At 59.5% G+C, this 17,747-nt stretch carries 15 protein-coding genes; all 15 read right to left on the bottom strand.

Features of this window, described 5'->3' with window-relative positions; all coding sequences use genetic code 11:
* Positions 1-3: 3 nt before the first annotated feature.
* Positions 4-1,326, bottom strand: a complete 1,323-nt coding sequence (locus ACRWA7_RS07000) for an LLM class flavin-dependent oxidoreductase (RefSeq protein ID WP_438392035.1) — start codon at positions 1,324-1,326, stop codon at positions 4-6.
* A gap of 37 nt (positions 1,327-1,363) precedes the next feature.
* Entirely contained in the window at positions 1,364-2,365 is a 1,002-nt protein-coding gene (locus tag ACRWA7_RS06995; RefSeq protein ID WP_438392034.1) for an LLM class flavin-dependent oxidoreductase, read from the bottom strand.
* 137 nt (positions 2,366-2,502) lie between these two features.
* Positions 2,503-5,001: a TonB-dependent receptor plug domain-containing protein gene (locus ACRWA7_RS06990; protein ID WP_438392033.1), complete on the bottom strand. Its 2,499-nt coding sequence runs from the start codon at positions 4,999-5,001 to the stop codon at positions 2,503-2,505.
* A gap of 136 nt (positions 5,002-5,137) precedes the next feature.
* Entirely contained in the window at positions 5,138-6,097 is a 960-nt protein-coding gene (locus ACRWA7_RS06985; RefSeq protein ID WP_436181501.1) for an ABC transporter substrate-binding protein, read from the bottom strand.
* A 60-nt stretch (positions 6,098-6,157) separates the two neighbouring features.
* Positions 6,158-6,709: a GNAT family N-acetyltransferase gene (locus ACRWA7_RS06980; protein WP_438392032.1), complete on the bottom strand. Its 552-nt coding sequence runs from the start codon at positions 6,707-6,709 to the stop codon at positions 6,158-6,160.
* 467 nt (positions 6,710-7,176) lie between these two features.
* The gene (locus ACRWA7_RS06975) at positions 7,177-8,175 is read right to left on the bottom strand and encodes a succinylglutamate desuccinylase/aspartoacylase family protein (protein ID WP_436205384.1); all 999 of its coding nucleotides are present in this window, start codon (positions 8,173-8,175) and stop codon (positions 7,177-7,179) included.
* Between the two features lie 112 nt (positions 8,176-8,287).
* Entirely contained in the window at positions 8,288-9,496 is a 1,209-nt protein-coding gene (locus ACRWA7_RS06970) for a tetratricopeptide repeat protein (protein ID WP_436205383.1), read from the bottom strand.
* 58 nt (positions 9,497-9,554) lie between these two features.
* On the bottom strand, positions 9,555-9,983 hold the full coding sequence (locus ACRWA7_RS06965) for an ExbD/TolR family protein (protein ID WP_436181497.1): 429 nt from the start codon (positions 9,981-9,983) through the stop codon (positions 9,555-9,557).
* Positions 9,984-9,991: 8 nt separating this feature from the next.
* On the bottom strand, positions 9,992-10,417 hold the full coding sequence (locus tag ACRWA7_RS06960) for an ExbD/TolR family protein (protein ID WP_436181496.1): 426 nt from the start codon (positions 10,415-10,417) through the stop codon (positions 9,992-9,994).
* Positions 10,418-10,445: 28 nt separating this feature from the next.
* Positions 10,446-11,363: a MotA/TolQ/ExbB proton channel family protein gene (locus ACRWA7_RS06955; RefSeq protein WP_436181495.1), complete on the bottom strand. Its 918-nt coding sequence runs from the start codon at positions 11,361-11,363 to the stop codon at positions 10,446-10,448.
* Positions 11,364-11,438: 75 nt separating this feature from the next.
* Positions 11,439-12,128 (bottom strand): energy transducer TonB, encoded by a 690-nt coding sequence (locus ACRWA7_RS06950; RefSeq protein ID WP_436181494.1) that lies wholly within the window; start codon positions 12,126-12,128, stop codon positions 11,439-11,441.
* A gap of 535 nt (positions 12,129-12,663) precedes the next feature.
* Positions 12,664-14,961, bottom strand: a complete 2,298-nt coding sequence (locus ACRWA7_RS06945; RefSeq protein WP_438392031.1) for a TonB-dependent receptor — start codon at positions 14,959-14,961, stop codon at positions 12,664-12,666.
* Between the two features lie 122 nt (positions 14,962-15,083).
* Entirely contained in the window at positions 15,084-15,815 is a 732-nt protein-coding gene (locus ACRWA7_RS06940) for an ABC transporter ATP-binding protein (protein WP_438392030.1), read from the bottom strand.
* Positions 15,816-15,841: 26 nt separating this feature from the next.
* Positions 15,842-16,708, bottom strand: coding sequence for an ABC transporter permease (locus ACRWA7_RS06935; protein WP_436181491.1), 867 nt, complete (start codon positions 16,706-16,708; stop codon positions 15,842-15,844).
* Between the two features lie 31 nt (positions 16,709-16,739).
* A complete protein-coding gene (locus tag ACRWA7_RS06930) occupies positions 16,740-17,747 on the bottom strand; it encodes an ABC transporter substrate-binding protein (protein ID WP_438392029.1) in 1,008 nt (335 codons plus the stop codon).

Raw genomic sequence — 17,747 nt, 5'->3', positions numbered from 1 at the left:
TCGTTATGCCGTTTCCGCATTCGCGTAGCGACTCTCGCGGCGCGGCAAGCCGAGGTGATCGCGCAGCGTTGTCCCGGTCAGCGTACGGCTGTAGCGGCCGCGTGCCTCCAGCGCCGGGATCACGTATTGGACGAAATCGGCGAATCCCTCTGCCTGCACCGGGAAGCCGAGGATGAAACCGTCGGCCGCGCCAGCGTCGAACCAGCGGATCAGCTCGTCGGCGATCTGCTCCCCGGTGCCGATGAACTGCGACTTCGGCGTCGCCACTTCCAGCGCAACCTCGCGCAGGGTAGAGCCGTCGCGCTTGGCGTCAGCCTTGATGCGATCGGTCGCTGAACGGAAGCTGTTCGTGCCAAGCTCGCCCAGATCCGGGAACGGCTCGTCGAGCGCGTATTGCGTAAAGTCATGGTGCTCGAAGAAGCGCCCCAGATAAGCAAGCGCGTCATCGATGGTCAGCAAGTCGCGGATCGCGCGATACTTCGCGTCGGCTTCTTCTGCCGTCGTGCCGACGATCGGGCCGATACCCGGAAAGATCTTCACATCGGTTGCCGCGCGCCCGTGCTCGACCGCGCTTTGACGTACCTTCTCCGAAAATTCACGCGTTTCTTCAAGCGATGGCGAAGGCGTGAACACCGCGTCCGCGTACTTGCCGGCGAGCGCAATCCCCGACTCCGACGCGCCTGCCTGGAAGATCACGGGCTGGCCTTGCGGCGAACGCTGGATATTGATTGGCCCGGCGACCTGGAAAAACTTGCCTTTGTGATCGAGCGTATGCAGCTTGTCGCGATCGAAGAAACGCCCGCTCTCGCGCTCGCGCACAAATGCGTCGTCGTCCCAGCTGTCCCATAGTCCCTGCACCACTTGCAGATATTCGTCGGCAATCTCGTAGCGCAGTTCGTGATCAGGATGCTCACCGCCATAGTTCTTCGCGGAACCTTCAAGCGGCGACGTCACGACGTTCCAACCCGCACGGCCGCCGCTGATGAGGTCGAGCGACGCGAACTGGCGCGCCACCGTAAACGGATGGCTGTACGAAGTCGAAAGCGTGCCCGCAAGACCGATCTTCGAGGTCGCGGTAGCGAGCGCCGACAGGATCGAGATAGGCTCAAAGCGGTTCAGGAAGTGGGGAATCGACTTCTCGTTGATATACAGCCCATCGGCCACGAACGCGAACGCAACGCCGTTAGCCTCGGCCTTCTGCGTGATACCGGTGACGAAATCGAGATTGACGCTCGCATCCGCAGGGCCGGCGGGATGCTTCCATGAATTCATGTGGCCGCCTGCGCCGTGCAGCATGATGCCGAAAGTGAGGTTTCGCTGAGTCATGTTTTGATCCGTTAAACGGGAATGGGGGGCAAAAAAATCAGACGCGGGCGGTCTGCCGCGCACCGGCCAGCGCTTCGACTGAAGCCAGGCGCAGCGCGTAATCCGCAACCGGGCTGTCGATCACGAATTCCTCGATACCGAAGCGTTCATGCAATGCGTCGAGTTCCTGGCGCACATCGTCCGCGGTGCCGGTAATGAGGTGGGGATGCAGCTCGTTGATCTGGTAGTCGGTCACGCCGACCTGCCGGGCGAACTCCGCGCCGGCCTCCGGACTGGGGAGGTTGACGCTCTGCCCGGTTGCAAGCTGCAGCTTGAAAATCCGCAGCGGTCCGACATGACGCGCGGCCTCAGCCTTCGACTCCGCTGCAAAGGCGTAAAGCGCAAGCAACGGCGTGCGACCGGTCGCGTTGCGATAGGTGTCGATCGAACGCTGGAGGTTGACCTCATCGCGATTGAAATGACCGGCGTAACAGAATTGCCAGTCGTACTCTGCTGCGAGCGCGGCGCTCTCGGGGCTGGCGCCCAGCAGGATGCCCTGCGGGGCCTCGGGCGGCGCAGGAAACGCAACTGCTCCAGCAAGCGGATGATCTTCATCAACACCCGACTTCAGAAACGCGTCGAGTTCCGCGAGCTGCCCCCGGAAGTCGGGTTTCTTTTCCTTGTCGTGAAACCATTGCAACGCGCGAGTCGTCAAGGGCAGGCCGCCCGGCGCCTTGCCAACGCCAAGATCTACGCGACCCGGCGCGAGCGATGCCAGCACCCGGAACGACTCCGCAACCTTGAAAGGGCTGTAATGCTGAAGCATCACGCCACCGGAACCAACGCGGATACGCGAGGTATGTGCGAGCAGATGCGACACGACAATCTCCGGCGCCGAGCTAGCGAGCCCCGGCGCTCCATGATGCTCGGCAATCCAGTAACGCTTGTAATTCAACGCCTCGGCACGCTGCGCAAGCTGGACGGTAAAGCGCAGCGCGTCATAGGCGCTTGTTCCGTCGGCGATCGGACTCTTGTCGAGAATCGAAAGTGAATACGACATATCAGGCCCTTCCAGCGCACCCGCGGGTGCATCGGGAAAAAGTTTTAGGGAATTTTCTGAACAACACCCGTATCCCATTATGGCTATCAGGGTAGAGAATCGTTCGAGCAAATCTTGCTATGCATATAAAGAAAACGTCAGAACTGGTAACGGGCGCGCAGATAGTAGAAGCCACCGTTCTCGCCGATCGTCGATGCAAATGCGTCGTACTGGGCACCCTCGAGCTGAGCCTCGAAGGGCAGCTTGCTCGGGTACGCGTTGAACAGGTTGTTCGCCCCCAGCGCGATCTGGAACTTCTTCGTCACATCGTAGCGAACCTCGAGATCGGTTATATATCTGGCTGCATTCTTGAATTGGAGGAACTGGGTGGTCGAGAATGCATTTGCCCCAACGATGTAGGTTTCCTGACTGGTCGTGGAACCAAAACGTGTCTCGTGCAAAGTCACAGCCCACTTGTCTCGATGCCACGTCCCACCAATGATGATCTTGTTCTTTGGCGTTGATGTGCTCAGCCAGGCGACCTGCTGCGCGTTAAGTTCGGGCTGTCCGTTCGGTCCGTTCGCTACATGCGTGACCGAGGTGTTGTTGATGTTGACGCCCAGGTCCCAGTCCACCTGCCCATACGCGCCGAAGCCTGTATGGTAGGTACTTGTCAGGTCGATCCCGCGGGTACGCGTGCTCGCGCCGTTCGTGAAGTAGCTCGCCGATACCGCTGACGCGGGGACCGAGCCTGGCACTGACAGGCCCGCAGCCTCCATTGCTGCGATCGCAGCATCGCCCGACGCCGTGCCGCCTTCGACGATCCGGTTACGGATGTCGATCTGATAAGCGTCCAGCGTCACGTGAAGATCCTTCGCCGGCGTTAGCACAAGGCCGACGTTATAGTTGGTCGACTTTTCCGATTGCAGCGGCTGGGCGCCGATCAGCTTAGCCGCCGCCGAATTTGCCGCGAGCAGCCCACTGACCGATGCCGGCGATTCATTCACGTTGCTGTAGTATTCCTCGGCCAGCGACGGGGCACGGAATCCGGTGCTGACGCTGCCACGCACAGCAATAGCCGGCGTGAAATCGTAGCGTGTCGAGAACTTTCCGTTCGTCGTACTGCCTACGTCACTGTAATGCTCGAAGCGTCCGGCCAGATCAACAGTCCATTTTGGTGCCAGATGTGTCGATAGATCGATATACGTGCCGACCACGTTGCGCGAGTTGTCACTCGCGCTGACCGGAGCAAGACCCGGCAGCGCCTGCGCACCGCCATCGATATAGGAGGCGTAATCGCCCGCTCCCACAGAATAGGTCTCGCGACGCTGCTCAACACCCCACGAGACGTTCACCGGCGCCGGGAGTAGCGGCAGTTGGAATGCCCGCGAGAAATCGAGGTTGTTCGTCAGTTGCGTGTTGCTGACCGTAGACAGATGGAAGCTTGACGGCGTATATCCTTGCGACGCGTATAACCCCGTATTCGCCGAGTTTTCCAATCCGACGACGTCATGATCGCCGCCGTAGGTCGTACTCAAATCCCACGACCATCCGAACAGATTCTGACCTTTGATACCCGTAGTAACGGAAAAGTCGTTTTCGTTAATCGTCTCCCTCGGCACAAACCCACCCGGATAGACCGTCGGCAGTACTGAAGGCGGGCGATAGTTCTGGTAGGCCTGCGCATCGCGATGCGCATACGTTCCGAAGCCATACAACTCGACGTCGTCACCGAGGTAATACCCAGCGTTGTAACCGACTGATTCGCGCGTGCTGGCGGGATCGCCCTCGATCGGGTTGTAATAACCGTGCCCCGGCTTGAAGGTGCCGAAATAATCGTCAGGCCCGGTACGTATCGTATGGTTCTGGCGATCATATTCTGCGCTCAGGTCTAGAAACCCCTTACCACCCAGATCGAGGCCGACACTCGCGGAATTGCTGGTCTTGAAGCCATCGCCGGCATAGGTCTGGCCGTTCGTCGACTGCAGTTCACCCCCGTGTGAATTTTTCTTCAGGATGATGTTGATGACGCCCGCGATGGCATCCGAGCCGTACTGCGCCGCGGCTCCATCGCGTAGGACTTCAATGTGATCGATCAGTCCCACCGGAATCATGTCGATATCGACACCGGTCGAACCCTGATTCAATCCGCCGTCGAGCGCAATATTTGCCGTGGTGTGGCGACGCTTACCGTTCACGAGCACGAGTACGTGATCCGGACTCAGGCCGTGGAGCGTCAACGCGTCGGTGAGCACTGCGGCGTCGCCCGCATAGCTCTCGCGCGAGATCGACGGCGACAATTGGACCAGCGCATCGCGCAAATTGCTCTGCCCGGTAGAGCGTAACTGCGAGCCGCTGATTACATCGATCGGGGTCAGACTCTGGCTTGCCTTTGTATCGGTGCGCGTGCCCGTCACGACCACCGTGTCCTGCCGCACCGTGTCCCCAGAGCCAGACTGCGTCGCGGCAGATGCCGGTGGCGTCGTTTGATTGACCGCAGGCGCCTCTGCGGCCGGCGACGTTTGCCCCTGTGCAGGCGCGTCCTGCGCCCACGCCGCGCCGTTGCACGTGATTGCCAGCACGGCAACCGATAGCATTTTCTTGCGAACCCCATTGACCGGCTGTTCGGCCCGATTCTTCCTGTTTGCCCCGCGCATCGACTATCCCGTTGGTTATGAGTGGATACCATGCTGCAGCACACCGGCTGATTTAAGCCATGCGCCAAGGTATTTTTAGTGATACTAATGAAATAGAACTGAGCATCATCGAAGCAGCGACCGCTGCCTCGATGCCTTAGCTCTTGGGTAATCCCGGAGGATTCGTCTTGGCCGTATCGATCGCTTCGGAACCCAGATTCCAGCGGTCGAGTACCTGAGTGTATTGTCCGCTGTGAATGAGATCGTTCAGCAGCAGCGTGAGTGGCGCAGCAAGTCCGCTACCCTTGCGTGTGGTGATCGCGACGTCGGCCTGAATCGGCCAGCCCCCGCTTATCGTGCCGACTGCGCGTATCCCGCCTTTCTGCGCAGCTTCATACGCGAGTCCCGAATTGACGCTCAGGATCGCATCCGCGCGTCCCGAGCGAAGTGCCACATCCCGTACGGCAAGATCGTCGTAATACTGAACCTGCACCGCCTTCAGCCCATGCGCGACGTTTTCCTTGTCCCATTCGAGCAGAATCTTTTCCTGGTTCGTTCCTGAATCGGTAATGATCCGCAGACCGGCGACATCCTTCGGCTCACGGATCGCCTTGATCGGGCTTGAATTGGTCACGTAGAACCCGAGCACGTCGCGTCGATAGGTCGAGAAATCAAATTTCTGCTTGCGTTCTTCTGTCACAGTCACGTTGGACAACACTGCGTCGACCTTGCCCGACTGTAGGGCAAGCGGCCAGTCTTCCCATGCGAGCACCACGATTTTCAGCTTGCGCCCCAAACCGTCGGCCACCAGTTGCGCGAGGTCTGGGTCGAAGCCGACAACCGTCTCGTTATCGGTTGCGTATACACCGAGCGGCGGCCACGCCACTGCCATGCCGATAACCAGTTCACCCTTCTCGGCGAACGGAAACGCAGCGGGAACGGCCTTGATTGCTGCGGCGTCTGGCGTGGCTCGGACACGGTCGTGCTGATCCGGACTCAGATTGAATGTGCTTACGGTCGTGGCTGAGGTTGCAGCCATTGCTGTGCTGGCTAAACCCACCGCCAGTGCGACGAACGTTGTGGCCACTGCCGACAGAATATTCCGGCCTTGCTTCATGACTTGATATGTCCCGTTGATATAGTTGGTATAGGCGGTTTAAGCGATGCGTTTCACGCACTACTTCGGAAGGCCGAGCGGCTCGGACTGAACCAGGTCTTGCAACGAATCGACGCGGCCGGGTTCCAGCAAATCCTTGCCAAACGGAAGACGAAAATGGATCTCCGGCGCGATCGAACGATCGAACAGAGGTTCATAACCCGTATTGAGATAAAGTCCAGTTGCTTCCGGCTGCCTGAAGCCCGTGGTCAAGTAGACGCGGCGATATCCCTGGCGCAACGCACGCACCTCGAGTTCGTGCACGACGAGACGGGCCAGTCCCTGACGACGCTGGCTGGCATGCGTCCAGATCCGCTTGAGCTCCGCAGTGGTTGCGTCATAGCGCTTGAACGCACCGCCGCCGACCGTCTCCCCGTCACGCACGATCACAATGAATGCCCCATCGGGCGGCGCGAACGACTCGGCCGGGTAACGCATCATTTCCTCACTTGCCGATGCTGAGCTGTCGGGCCGAAACTCGCGATAACGGCTCGCGTATTCGACCTGCAGCGCATCCAAGAGGGGTCGCGCAATTGGATCCAGCAATGTGGTATCAATAATCGTGTAGGTCATGGCCGATAAGGGAATCGATTGCCCCTGTTTATCTCGTTGTTGAATCTCTATTCCGTCCGGCCCGTACTCCGCCGAACTGAAAATACGATAACAGGCAGCCGATGGGGAATGAACCAAACATTTAACGAATCGTTATTCAAAGAAAACCGTATATATAATTCACGTCATTAATCACTCTGCAGACACGCGGTTTCCGTCGCTGACGAAACATTCGAATTTCCAGGATAGTCATCACGAATTTATTTCATATTTCTTTCAAATATAAAACAGATATAAATAATGACACCGGCAGCTAAATTCTGCCTTATGGTTAAATATTTGAATCTAAAGAACATCTCGATCGCTGATTTATTTTCTTATTCTTTCATATATGTAATTAATATTACAATCAATGACGCGACGGCGCAGTTTCCCCGTCGATGCGACATGTGCATTTCCACGGTATCAGCAGAAAAATTTATTTGGCACTACTTTCCGACTGCCTCGGCGAGATGAAACAGACAATCGCCACGCTCAACCGCGGCCGGCACGCGTTTGCAGACAACTTCGCCCGTTCCCGCAAAGAAAGTAGTGACCGGTTCACGTAACGGCGTGTCGGGGAAATGAATGCGCGCCGCTGGCTGGCCCGCGACCACCTGGTCGCCTAGATCAACGAGCGGCTCGTAAACGCCGCGATCATAGGCATACACGTAATGGCGCGAGCCGGAGACCGTGAAGAAGCGCGTCTGCGCGGGGGGGCCGTCCGGTACGAGCGGGCCGCTCAGCAGTCCGATGAAACCAAGCAGATTCAGCAGCCCGTGTCGCGCATCGCGCAGCAGGCTCGCCTGCACGGTACCGCCGCCGCCGAGTTCGGTGAGGATCGAGATAGCGCCCTGCCGACGCGCTGCGGTCGCTGCATGAACCGGATTCGGCCGATGCAGAAACGCACGCGGTAACCCGAAGGCCGCGAGCAATACTTTGAGGCGTTCCTCCTCCTCGTGGTCTCGCGGCTCGATGGCGAGCATATTGGCGCCGTCATAGAGAAGCGAACTGCCGCCCGAATGCAGGTCGATCAGATATTGTGCGCGGGTGAGCAACGTATGCTCGATATAGTCTGCGATCGCGGCCGTCGGCGGGCCTTGTGAATCGCCGGGAAAACTGCGGTTCAGGTTGCCACCGTCTAGTGGCGAAGTCCTCAGGCCCGCAGCCGCGGCAGGAAAATTCGCCATCGGCAGGAAGATCAGTTGCCCGCGTACCCACTGCGGCTCAATTTCGCGGATCAGGCTGGAGACGAGCACCTGTCCTTCGTATTCATCGCCGTGATTGCCTCCCATCAGCAGCACGACGGGACCGTCGCCATTGCGGATCGATGCGATCGGAATCGGAATCCAGCCATACGCGGAACGATGAACGGAATAAGGCAGGCGCAGATAGCCGACGTGACGACCGTCGGCATCCAAGTCAATTTCGTTGTGGATGGAGCTCATCAGGTTTCCTTCGTTACGTGAGCTATCCAGCCAAACGGTTGGTCATGTGGCCGGACAAAGTCGGATTATCGCCGGATAAGCGTCCCGTAGCCGACCGATAACTATTAGCAAACTACTCACTCCGTTTATTCGAGACTAGCGCCCACAGGCGCGCAAGGTCGGCAGAGCCATCGGCGCCCTTCACGGTGCCGAACACCTGCGCCGCGCGTGCCTTCTGTCCCGCGTAGTAATACGCTTCACCCAGACGCAGGCGAGCCGCATCTGGATGGGCAGCATCCTTGCCGACCGCGGCAGAGGTCGCACCAATCCCTTGCTGCGCCTGCCCCGCAAATACGAGGTTCAACGCACCATCTACCGGATCCACCGGCAGGTTGTTGGGGTCGTGCTGCCCCTGCAGACGCCGGACGACAAGCGCCTGCAAACGCTTCTCACGCTCGGCCTGTGCGTCGTGCCCGAGCACGCCCGACGCAAAACCTTGGTCGATCACCTGCTTCGCCTCGGCGGGTACCCCGGCGACGAGCGCGAGTTGGGTCATCTCCATGTACTGATCCACTGTCGTCAGCGTGCCGGTCGCGCGCCGCAGCCGGTAGATGTCAAGATCGAGCGATGCGAAATAGCCCGGCTTGCTGCGCACGGTATCGAACAACTGCTCCTGGTACGCGGGCTTCGGGTAGTACGCAACAAGTGCGGCCAGCGCCTCACCATGCGCGCTATCGTCCTTCGTTGTCTGTGCGCACTGCGCAAGCATCTGCAACTGCGACTCGGAGGGCGCGCGGCCACCCTTCAGCGCGCCGTCGACGCCCGGCTTCAGCGTCGCGACGACATTGACGCAGTCACCAGACAGGAAATACGACTGCTGCTGCAGTTCGCGCATCTGCGGATCCGTGCCGCCCGCCTTCTGGTAACGCTGCGCGGTGCGGATCGCTGCTGCGTAGTTCTTTTGCTGGAAGTAGATTCCGGCGAGCGCCGCCGAGAATTGCTGCGCGCTCGCGCTGTCGAGCGCGCCCGACGACAGCAGCGCTTCATAAGCCCCGGCAGCGACGCCGGTGTCTCCCGAGGCGATTGCCGCCGCGCCCTGCATCTCCTCGATCACGCGCGTCTCATAGGACGTCTTGCCCGGTATCGCTGCGGCCTGTGAAATCTTGCTGAGCGCACCGCGATAGTTGCGCGCGCGGTACAGGTTCTGCGCGTCGTTCAACGGTTTTGCTACTTCGGGACGCAGCGTGTCGGCCGAGTGAGAGACGACGGGCCACCCCGCCAGCGCAAAAAAAACACTGAGTGCTGCCGCTGCTGCGGCACGCCTCACGCTACGAAAAATCATTGTGCCCCCACGTCCTTGCCTGACTGTAGTGATTGTCGCGCGTACCGCTCACGCGCGCTCATTGCATATATTGCTCGTTGCCGACCAGTCCGATCTTCGTCGCACCTTCGCGCTGCGCAGCGGCCAGCACAGCGGCCACATCCTTATACGGAGCAAGCTTGTTCGGCAAGAGGTGGATCTCCGGCTGGTCCGACTGCACCGCGACGTCGGCCATGTGCTTCTCCAGATCGGCACCGGCCGTAACCGGTGTGCCGTTCCACGTGATCGTCCCGTCGAAATCGATGTCGATCTGCACGACCGGCTGCGGCACAGCCTGCGGCGGTGGATTGCCGACCGGCAGGTTCATCTTCACCGAGTGCATCTGGATCGGAATCGTGATAATCAGCATGATCAGCAACACCAGCATCACGTCGATCAGGGGCGTCGTGTTGATGTCGACCATCACCTCCGGTTCGCCGCTGCCACCCGACGATACGTTCATTCCCATTCGGACTCCTAGCCGCCGCGCGCCGGCGGCTGAGTAATAAATGAAACCTTCGCAATCCCGGCACGCTCGCACGCGGTGACCACTCGCCCAATGAATTCGTAGCGCGTCGCTTGGTCCCCGCGCACGTGCACCTCAGGCTGCGGCAATTTTACTGACGCCACCTTCAGCCGCGCAAGCAACGTCGACGCATCGACCAGCTTCTCGTTCCAGAAGAAGTAACCGTCCTTGTTCACCGCAATCTCGATGCTGTCCGGCTTGGTCTGCAGCGGGTTCACCGTCTGACTCGGCAATTGCACCGGCACCGTGTGCGTGACGACCGGGATCGTGATCAGGAAGATGATCAGCAACACCAGCATCACGTCGACGAGAGGGGTCGTATTGATGGAGGCGATGACTTCGTCCTCGTCACCGTCCTGTGCAACGTTCATGGCCATGGCTTCTAGCTCCGCCTATGCTGGTTGCTTACTTCGCATTCGCGACCGCGCGCACCTGACGTTTCGTGCCCGACAGCAGTACCGTATGCAGTTGCGCGCCGAATGCACGTACACGCTCCATCACCGACTTGTTGCGACGCACGAGAAAGTTGTAGCCAAGCACCGCCGGCACCGCGACGGCAAGGCCGATCGCCGTCATGATCAGTGCCTCACCGACCGGGCCCGCTACCTTGTCGATCGACGCCTGGCCGGCGATGCCGATCGCGGTGAGCGCGTGATAGATTCCCCACACCGTGCCGAATAGCCCAACGAACGGCGCCGTCGAGCCCACCGTGCCAAGGAACGCGAGCCCGTCCTGCAGCCGGTTCGACACGCTGGTAATGGCCCGCTCGATGGACACGTCGATCCACGTGTTGCGATCCACCGCTTCGAGCAACGCTTCGTCGTGATGCGCGCCGGCCTCGATCCCCGTCTGGGCGATGAAACGAAACGGTGAGTTCGCGTCAAGCTGTTCCGCACCCTGCGCGAGCGATGGCGCACTCCACAGTTGCTCCTCGGCCGTTCTCGCGCGGCGGTTTGCACGCAGTTGCTCGAGGAACTTGGTGATCATGATGTACCAGCTTCCCATCGACATGATCACGAGCAGAATCAGCACGAAGCGCGCGACGAAGTCACCGTTCGCCCATAGCGCGCCGAGACCGTACGGATTCGTCACTTCGGTGCTCGCGGCCGCGAGCGGCGGCGGCACGGGTTGGTCGGCGGTCGGTGCCGTCTGCGGCGGCGCCGCGGCTTGGTCCGCGCCCGTCGCCGGTGCGTTGCTGGCGCCCGGTGCGCTCGTCTGAGCCAGGACGGCCTGCGGAGTAGCGAGGACACCAACGAGGACGCTGACGGCCGTGGCCGAGATCAGCAGGCTGGCCGCCGCGGCGGCAAAGGAACGCTTTTTCATACATGCTCCAGAGGGTGCATCCATCGATATCGAACGGGTTTGGATCAAGGCAGACTCGGACTGTGCAAGCAACACTCAGTTCAGCTTGAACGAGAACGGTACCTGTACGCGGACCGGCTGACCTTGCGAAATGCAGTTGAACTTCCTCACCGTACTGAAGGCTGCGCGGTCGAGGATCGGGTCGGCAGACTGCTCGACTTTCTCGTCGGTCACATGCCCCTGCGGGTCGACGACGAACGAGATCATCACGTCGCCCGTAATGTCGTTATCCTGCGCTTCCTGCGGATAGCCCATCGAGCGGCGAACCTCATCCGAGTTCGGACACACGACACCAACGACGTGACTGACCGGCTTCGCAGGCGCCAGCGGCGCAACGGGCGCAGGGGGCGGTGGTGCCACCGGAGTCGGCAACGGCACGGACTGGTGGGTGATCGTCGGCGCAGGCGGAGGCGCGACCTGCACTTCAGGCGGCGGCACAAACGGCGGCGGTGGCGGCGCGAACTTCGGCGGCGGCAGTTGCACTGTCGGCATCGGCGGCGGAGGTGGCGGCTTCACTGGCTCGATGATCTTCGTCTCGATCGGCTTCTGAACAATCTGCACCACCTTGTTCGCAAGGCCGTTCATTAGCGCCCAGATGAAAAAGATATGCAGGAGCACGACCACGGCGATACCAGCGTAGCGGCGCACCGGATTCTGCTGGGGGCGCCCATACTCGGGTGGCCGCCCCGCCAACCGGATCGACCTGGAAATCACCTCTGACGACATACTTCACTCCGATAACTGTGACCTATACCGCTCACGACCGCCCTCCTGAAATCGCACAAAAACTTGGCCCCTTTTTTTGGGCCGCACTACCCTGCTGCGCCTAAGCACAACGGGAAGCCGAGTCGAATACCGTCTCCGCGAAAGCGCAATGCAACGCTCTACGTTAATGAAATTCGGTATTTCAGTGAACCAAGAATTCCGTATTTGAATTCCTGTCGATACATGGGAAAGATCCCAGTGAATTTTGACCTCCGTGATTGCATGTTTTGTTCATGTCATGCCGGAGAACCGATACTCAGTAGTCTGGAACAGGACGTTTAAAAATTACGGATTCAGATAGTCTCAGTTGATCTCCGACATTCACTCCCACCTTGATCTGGCCAAGCCGTTCGATTGATTCCGCAAGCTAGCCAATAGACTGACGCGGTTCCCCTGTGGCAGCGTCATCGCCGAATCCGGCGAGAAAGGAGATCGGTCGCCGGCGCGCCGCCCAAGCGAATCCGGCGCCGGCGGCGGCTTATGACCGCTAATCTCACTAATAGGTATAACGAAGGCCGACCATCACCTCCCGAGGAGGATTGAAGTCCGACGCATAGACTTTCGCGGACGGTAGATAGAATTTCTCGCCCACCGGATAACGCCTGTCGAACAGATTGTCGACCCACACCGAGGCGGTCCAGTGCCGATCCGGAAACGCATAATGAGCACTGAGATTGACGTAGAGCTGCGATGGAATGCGAAGCTGCGGGGTATTGGCCGCGTCGTCGAAGGTCTGCGTCAGGAAATTGACGTTGGCGTTCAAGTTGATCTTGCCGGGTATCGCGATCGGGACTGCATAATCGAGGCTGGCGCCGAGGCTCAAACGCGGGGCAAACGGCAGGCTATTTCCCGTGTAGTTAGCATTGGCGGCACCGGTGGGGTTTTCAAACGAATCGAACCGGGAGTACGTATAGGCCGCCGATACGTTGAGCAGCATGCCCTTGATGGGCGCCACCGTTGCCTGCGCCTCCGCGCCCTCCGTCTTCGCCTTGGCGGCATTCGCAATCACGCTGCCAAGAATCAACTGTCCATTGATGATCGGGTTGGAGATCGACGCTTGATATCCGTTATAGACGTTGTAGAAAAGTGCGACGCTGGTCTGAAGGTGGTTTTCGAACAGTCGGGCCTTCGCGCCCAGTTCGTAGGTCGTAACGGTCTCGGGATTGACCGGCGCCGCCGCTATTGCATACGTGGCCGCGGAGCGGTTATATCCACCGTTCTTGTCCCCCTTTGTCCAACTGGCGTAGGTCATCAGGTCATCGGTCCATTGATACGTCAACGCCAGTTTGGGCGTCCACGCATTCCAGCTCGAACGCAGGTTGTTTGCAGAATAGGTCTGCGAGAGCGGCACGCCTTGCGGCGAATCGATATACCCGGCACTGTTGAAATGCTGGACCTCGTAGCTGTATCGCACACCGGCCGTCACCGCCAGCTTGCGGGTCAGGTTGTACGTGCCCTCGCCGTACAGACCGACACTTGACGTGTTGGTATCGCTTGCGATCCCGCTATAGTTGCCGTTCAACCAGCTTACCCGCGTGAAATCGAAAAGCTCGTGATAAAAGAAGACGCCGGTAGTGAAATTGAAGCGGTCGTATTTCCCCTGGAGCTGGAGTTCCTGAGTAAATTCCCGTTCGTGAATATCCTGCGAAAAACCATAATTATTGGATGGCGTTCCGTCCATCTCCCACGGAGAGGGATGATCGGAGAAGCCCCGCAGCGCGGTGATGGACTTGATAGAATAGTGATCGTTCAAACGATCGGTCACGTTCAGTGAGCCGCCACCCTGGTATCGTCTCAGTTGGGGATTGAACGCCGCATAGGTCGTATTGGGGCTTCCTCCCGGATAGTTGAGAGGAACGAGCGTCGGATTGTCCGAAAAATCGCGTGTTCCGTCTACCGAAAGCACGGCCTGCAAGTCCTTGGTCGGCGTGAAGCTCAACTTCCCGCGAAACTGATCAGTATCGATCGCATTGACATCTTTATGCAGATACGCGTTGTACAGGGTGCCGCTGTTCTGACGATGCGCATAGGCGAAACTACCCGCCAGCACGCCCGGGATGATCGGACCGGACACATACTCGTGCGTCTGAAAGTTCCCGTCCGTACCCCCCAGCATGTCTACTGATGCCTCGGTCTGGTCGTTCGGAGTCCGCGTCGTTATCTTGAGCGCCCCCGCACTGGTGTTCTCGCCGTACAACGTTCCCTGCGGGCCACGCAGCACCTGGATGCTCTCCACATCGGGCAGGTCGAACAAGCCGGTGCCGAAGGTACGTGGGATGTAGACATCGTCCACGTACGTACCAACCGCGCTCGGCACGCCGGGGTCGGTCGTGCCGATGCCGCGGATAAATACCGACTGCATGTTGTAGGTGGCGCCCGGCGCCGAGAGACCCGGTGTGGTCCCGGCAAGATCGGCTATCTGCTGGATCTTTTGTTCCTGGATCCGCCGTGACGCGATCTGCGTGACGGCCACCGGGGTTTTCAGCTCAGAGGTACTACGTCGCTCCGCCGTGACTATGACGTCGGGAAGCACTGCGGAAGAAGCGCCGCCCTCCGTCTGAGAAACGACTGGTGCTGGTGGGTTCCCGGCAGCATCGCTTGCCGTGGCCGGAACCGGTGCGGCGATTTGCTGAGCGTGTGCCAACGGCGTAATCACCGACGAAGACAAAACACCATAACCCATCATCTGCCAAAACCGCAGCCCCGTACGCAGACCATGGCGGCGCATACTTTGCGCTTGTTGCGCATGCCGTTTGCTGCGCTGCCATCCCCTCAACCCACTTTTGTTTTTCATCGTCATTTCCGTTATATATAAAGCATTCCTAAATATATGGTAGTGGAGTAAATGGTTTGTTCAACCGCAATACCCCAACACTGGTCCAACGTGTTCCTGCTGGTGTTCCGGTCTCGTCCTGCTCAGGACACAGTCACGGCGTCCTCGATCAGGGAAAGGATCGTCGAACGGGTCCGCTCCCGCGCCGCCACGTCGCTTGGCTTCACGTTTTCGATGATCCCCGCCACTTGTCCTGGCTTGCCGAGCACGATGATCCGGTCGCCCACTGCAAGCGCCTCATCTATCGAGTGTGTAATCTGCAACACAGTCTTGCTCCGTTGCCTGGCAATCTGGCGAAATTCACCGCGCAAGGCTGCGGCCGTCACCTCATCCAGGTTGCCGAACGCTTCGTCCGCCAGCAACAGCACCGGGTCGCTGACCAGTGCACGCGCCATCGCCGCGCGCTGTCTCATACCGCCGGAGAGTTCATATGGATACGCATGCAGAAAGTCCCCCAGGCCGATTCGGACGAGCCATTCGACAGGGGAAATGTCCAACGAGCTTTCGTCGATGCCGAGTATCTCAAGCGGCAAACGCACGTTGTCCAGCACCGAGCGCCAGGGAAGCATGCGGTCGCCCTGGAACACACACCCAATCTGGCCCTTCAGTTTTCCAAAATCCTTCCACGGATCGACGCCCAGCACACGAACCGTGCCGCTGGTTGCAGAGTCGAGCCCGAGGATTAGATTGACTGAGGTGGACTTTCCACAACCGGAACGTCCCAGCACACAGACGTATTCCCCGTATTGCACGTCAAACGACAAGTCGGAAATCGCAGTTACAACTCGGGATTTTCGGGTGAACTGCTTGTTCACGCTTTCAAACCGGATAGCTGGATGTCTCATGATCTGCGTCCCATTACCTGGCGCCAATTCACGAGGCGGCGCTCGATCATGGACAGCACCCAATCGATCAACAGCACGAATACCGCCAGCACGACGGTCCATGCCATCACCACATCCATCCGGAACTGCTCCTGTGCATTACGCAGGAAATAGCCGATGCCACTGTCGCCCGCCAGCAATTCGGTCGTGATCGCCACCGGAGTGCCAATCCCGAAATTGACCCGCAACCCGATCAGCAGCGAGGGCAGCATGCCCGGTAAAATAAGTTTGCGAGCCATCTGCCAAGGCGTGGGCCGCCACGCCTTTACCATTGCCCACAGGTCGTGTGGCACGGCGCGCACGCCGTCGCGTGCCTGGAAGAAGAAGCTGGGTATAGTCGTAACCATCACGATGAAGACCACCCGGAAGTCCATGTCCCGAAACCACAGTACGGAGAAAATAACCCAGCAAATTCCCGGTACTCCCTGCTTCAGCCTGATGATCGGCAACAGCGAACGCTCAACCCGTTCATTCAGCCCCGCCGCCGCGCCGAACAGGGAGCCGATAGAGAACGCAAGCATCACTGACATGATGATGCGTGCAAATGTGGCCCAGATCGTCTGATAGGATTCCGGGCGAGACAACAGCTTGCCAACGCCGATCGCAACTCGTCCGATCGATGGAAACAGGAAGGGGGGTAGAAAATGGGCCGCCACTTCCCAAGCGATCGCCGCGCCGCCCAACATCAGGATGCCTTCCCAATTCACACGACGCACCAGCACCTCGACGAGTTCCAGCGGTGCACGTCCCTTTGGCCGGGGTATGAACGCCTCCCTCGAGACATCGCTCGCTGTTTCTTTTCGCGTCGCCACGACTTCAGACATCAGGATTACCTCGTGAATTGGTTCTGCAGGATTAGGGCTGAAAATTTGCCACGTATCGATCGATCTCGGCGTCGGTCAAGGGGCGCTCGAGCACGTCATCGGTCACCATCAGTCGCTGGGAGAGCACCTTGATCGCACCCTTGTAGGCTCCGATCGGCCTCACGTCCAGGATCTCCGGATAATGCGCGAGCACATAGGTCACCGCCGCCCGATCCATCTTCGTGCTGTCACTGACGATGGTGGCGGCATCGTCGGGATGCGCGCGCGCGAAATCAGCCGCGTCCTGGGTCGCCGCATACAGCCGCTTCACGAGATCGAGATTCGCGGGCACGGCCAGCCAGTCCCGCCACGCGCCGAGCGCGATACTTGGAATGCCCGGACTATGGGAATAGGCCTGCCATTTGGCCTGATCGAAGATCGAGATCACGTGATAGCGACTCGTCTGGGTCTGCACCGACGCAATTTCGACCGGCGCCGGAAAGATCGCGTCCAGCCTGCCCATCGCGAACTCGGCGACTTCAGTGGCGCTCTCGGTCGAATGGATTTTCACGGTGGAGAGGTCCAGGCCGCTCTGCTTCAGCAGAAACGACGTCACCGACCAGTTTCCGGTTCCGATCGCCGCGCCAAGCGTCTTGCCCCGCAGGTCTGCGACTGTCCTGATCGAGGGATCGGAGACCGCGACGAGATTCGTGAACTTGAACACATTGAACACCATCGAGATGTCGGCGCCCTGTTCGACGAACTGTGTAAAGGTCTGCGGCGCCACGCAGAAGCAGACCTTGTCCACCCCATGCGCGAAATCGACGTAGGCGACCTGCCCGACCTTGGGCGTCACCTCGAGACGAAAGCCGTGCAGGATGTCCAGGTGATTTTTCTTGATGATGGCGGGTAGCCACGTGCTGTATGACGGTGGCGCAAAAACCGTGATTCGCAGTGTCGGCAGCGCACCGGCGGCAGGCGGCGCGACGGCAGCACCATCGGCCGGTACCGCGAGTGCCACGGCGCCGCGCGCCAGCGCCACGAGCCCGGCGACAACCAT

The sequence above is a fragment of the Caballeronia sp. DA-9 genome (assembly GCF_051615025.1).
Lineage (GTDB): Bacteria > Pseudomonadota > Gammaproteobacteria > Burkholderiales > Burkholderiaceae > Caballeronia > Caballeronia sordidicola.
Note: the sequence above shows the minus strand (reverse complement) of the source record. Positions and strands in the feature narration are given on the sequence as shown.

Excerpts from the sequence above, each read along its gene's own strand:
- ACRWA7_RS06985 (WP_436181501.1), bottom strand. The coding sequence starts at position 6,097 with ATGAAGCAAGGCCGGAATATTCTGTCGGCAGTGGCCACAACGTTCGTC.
- ACRWA7_RS06995 (WP_438392034.1), bottom strand. The coding sequence starts at position 2,365 with ATGTCGTATTCACTTTCGATTCTCGACAAGAGTCCGATCGCCGACGGA.
- ACRWA7_RS06965 (WP_436181497.1), bottom strand. The coding sequence starts at position 9,983 with ATGGGAATGAACGTATCGTCGGGTGGCAGCGGCGAACCGGAGGTGATG.
- ACRWA7_RS06945 (WP_438392031.1), bottom strand. The coding sequence starts at position 14,961 with ATGAAAAACAAAAGTGGGTTGAGGGGATGGCAGCGCAGCAAACGGCAT.
- ACRWA7_RS06950 (WP_436181494.1), bottom strand. The coding sequence starts at position 12,128 with ATGTCGTCAGAGGTGATTTCCAGGTCGATCCGGTTGGCGGGGCGGCCA.
- ACRWA7_RS06935 (WP_436181491.1), bottom strand. The coding sequence starts at position 16,708 with ATGTCTGAAGTCGTGGCGACGCGAAAAGAAACAGCGAGCGATGTCTCG.
- ACRWA7_RS06980 (WP_438392032.1), bottom strand. The coding sequence starts at position 6,709 with ATGACCTACACGATTATTGATACCACATTGCTGGATCCAATTGCGCGA.
- ACRWA7_RS06990 (WP_438392033.1), bottom strand. The coding sequence starts at position 5,001 with ATGCGCGGGGCAAACAGGAAGAATCGGGCCGAACAGCCGGTCAATGGG.
- ACRWA7_RS06955 (WP_436181495.1), bottom strand. The coding sequence starts at position 11,363 with ATGAAAAAGCGTTCCTTTGCCGCCGCGGCGGCCAGCCTGCTGATCTCG.
- ACRWA7_RS06970 (WP_436205383.1), bottom strand. The coding sequence starts at position 9,496 with ATGATTTTTCGTAGCGTGAGGCGTGCCGCAGCAGCGGCAGCACTCAGT.
- ACRWA7_RS06930 (WP_438392029.1), bottom strand. The coding sequence starts at position 17,747 with ATGGTTGTCGCCGGGCTCGTGGCGCTGGCGCGCGGCGCCGTGGCACTC.
- ACRWA7_RS06975 (WP_436205384.1), bottom strand. The coding sequence starts at position 8,175 with ATGAGCTCCATCCACAACGAAATTGACTTGGATGCCGACGGTCGTCAC.
- ACRWA7_RS07000 (WP_438392035.1), bottom strand. The coding sequence starts at position 1,326 with ATGACTCAGCGAAACCTCACTTTCGGCATCATGCTGCACGGCGCAGGC.
- ACRWA7_RS06960 (WP_436181496.1), bottom strand. The coding sequence starts at position 10,417 with ATGGCCATGAACGTTGCACAGGACGGTGACGAGGACGAAGTCATCGCC.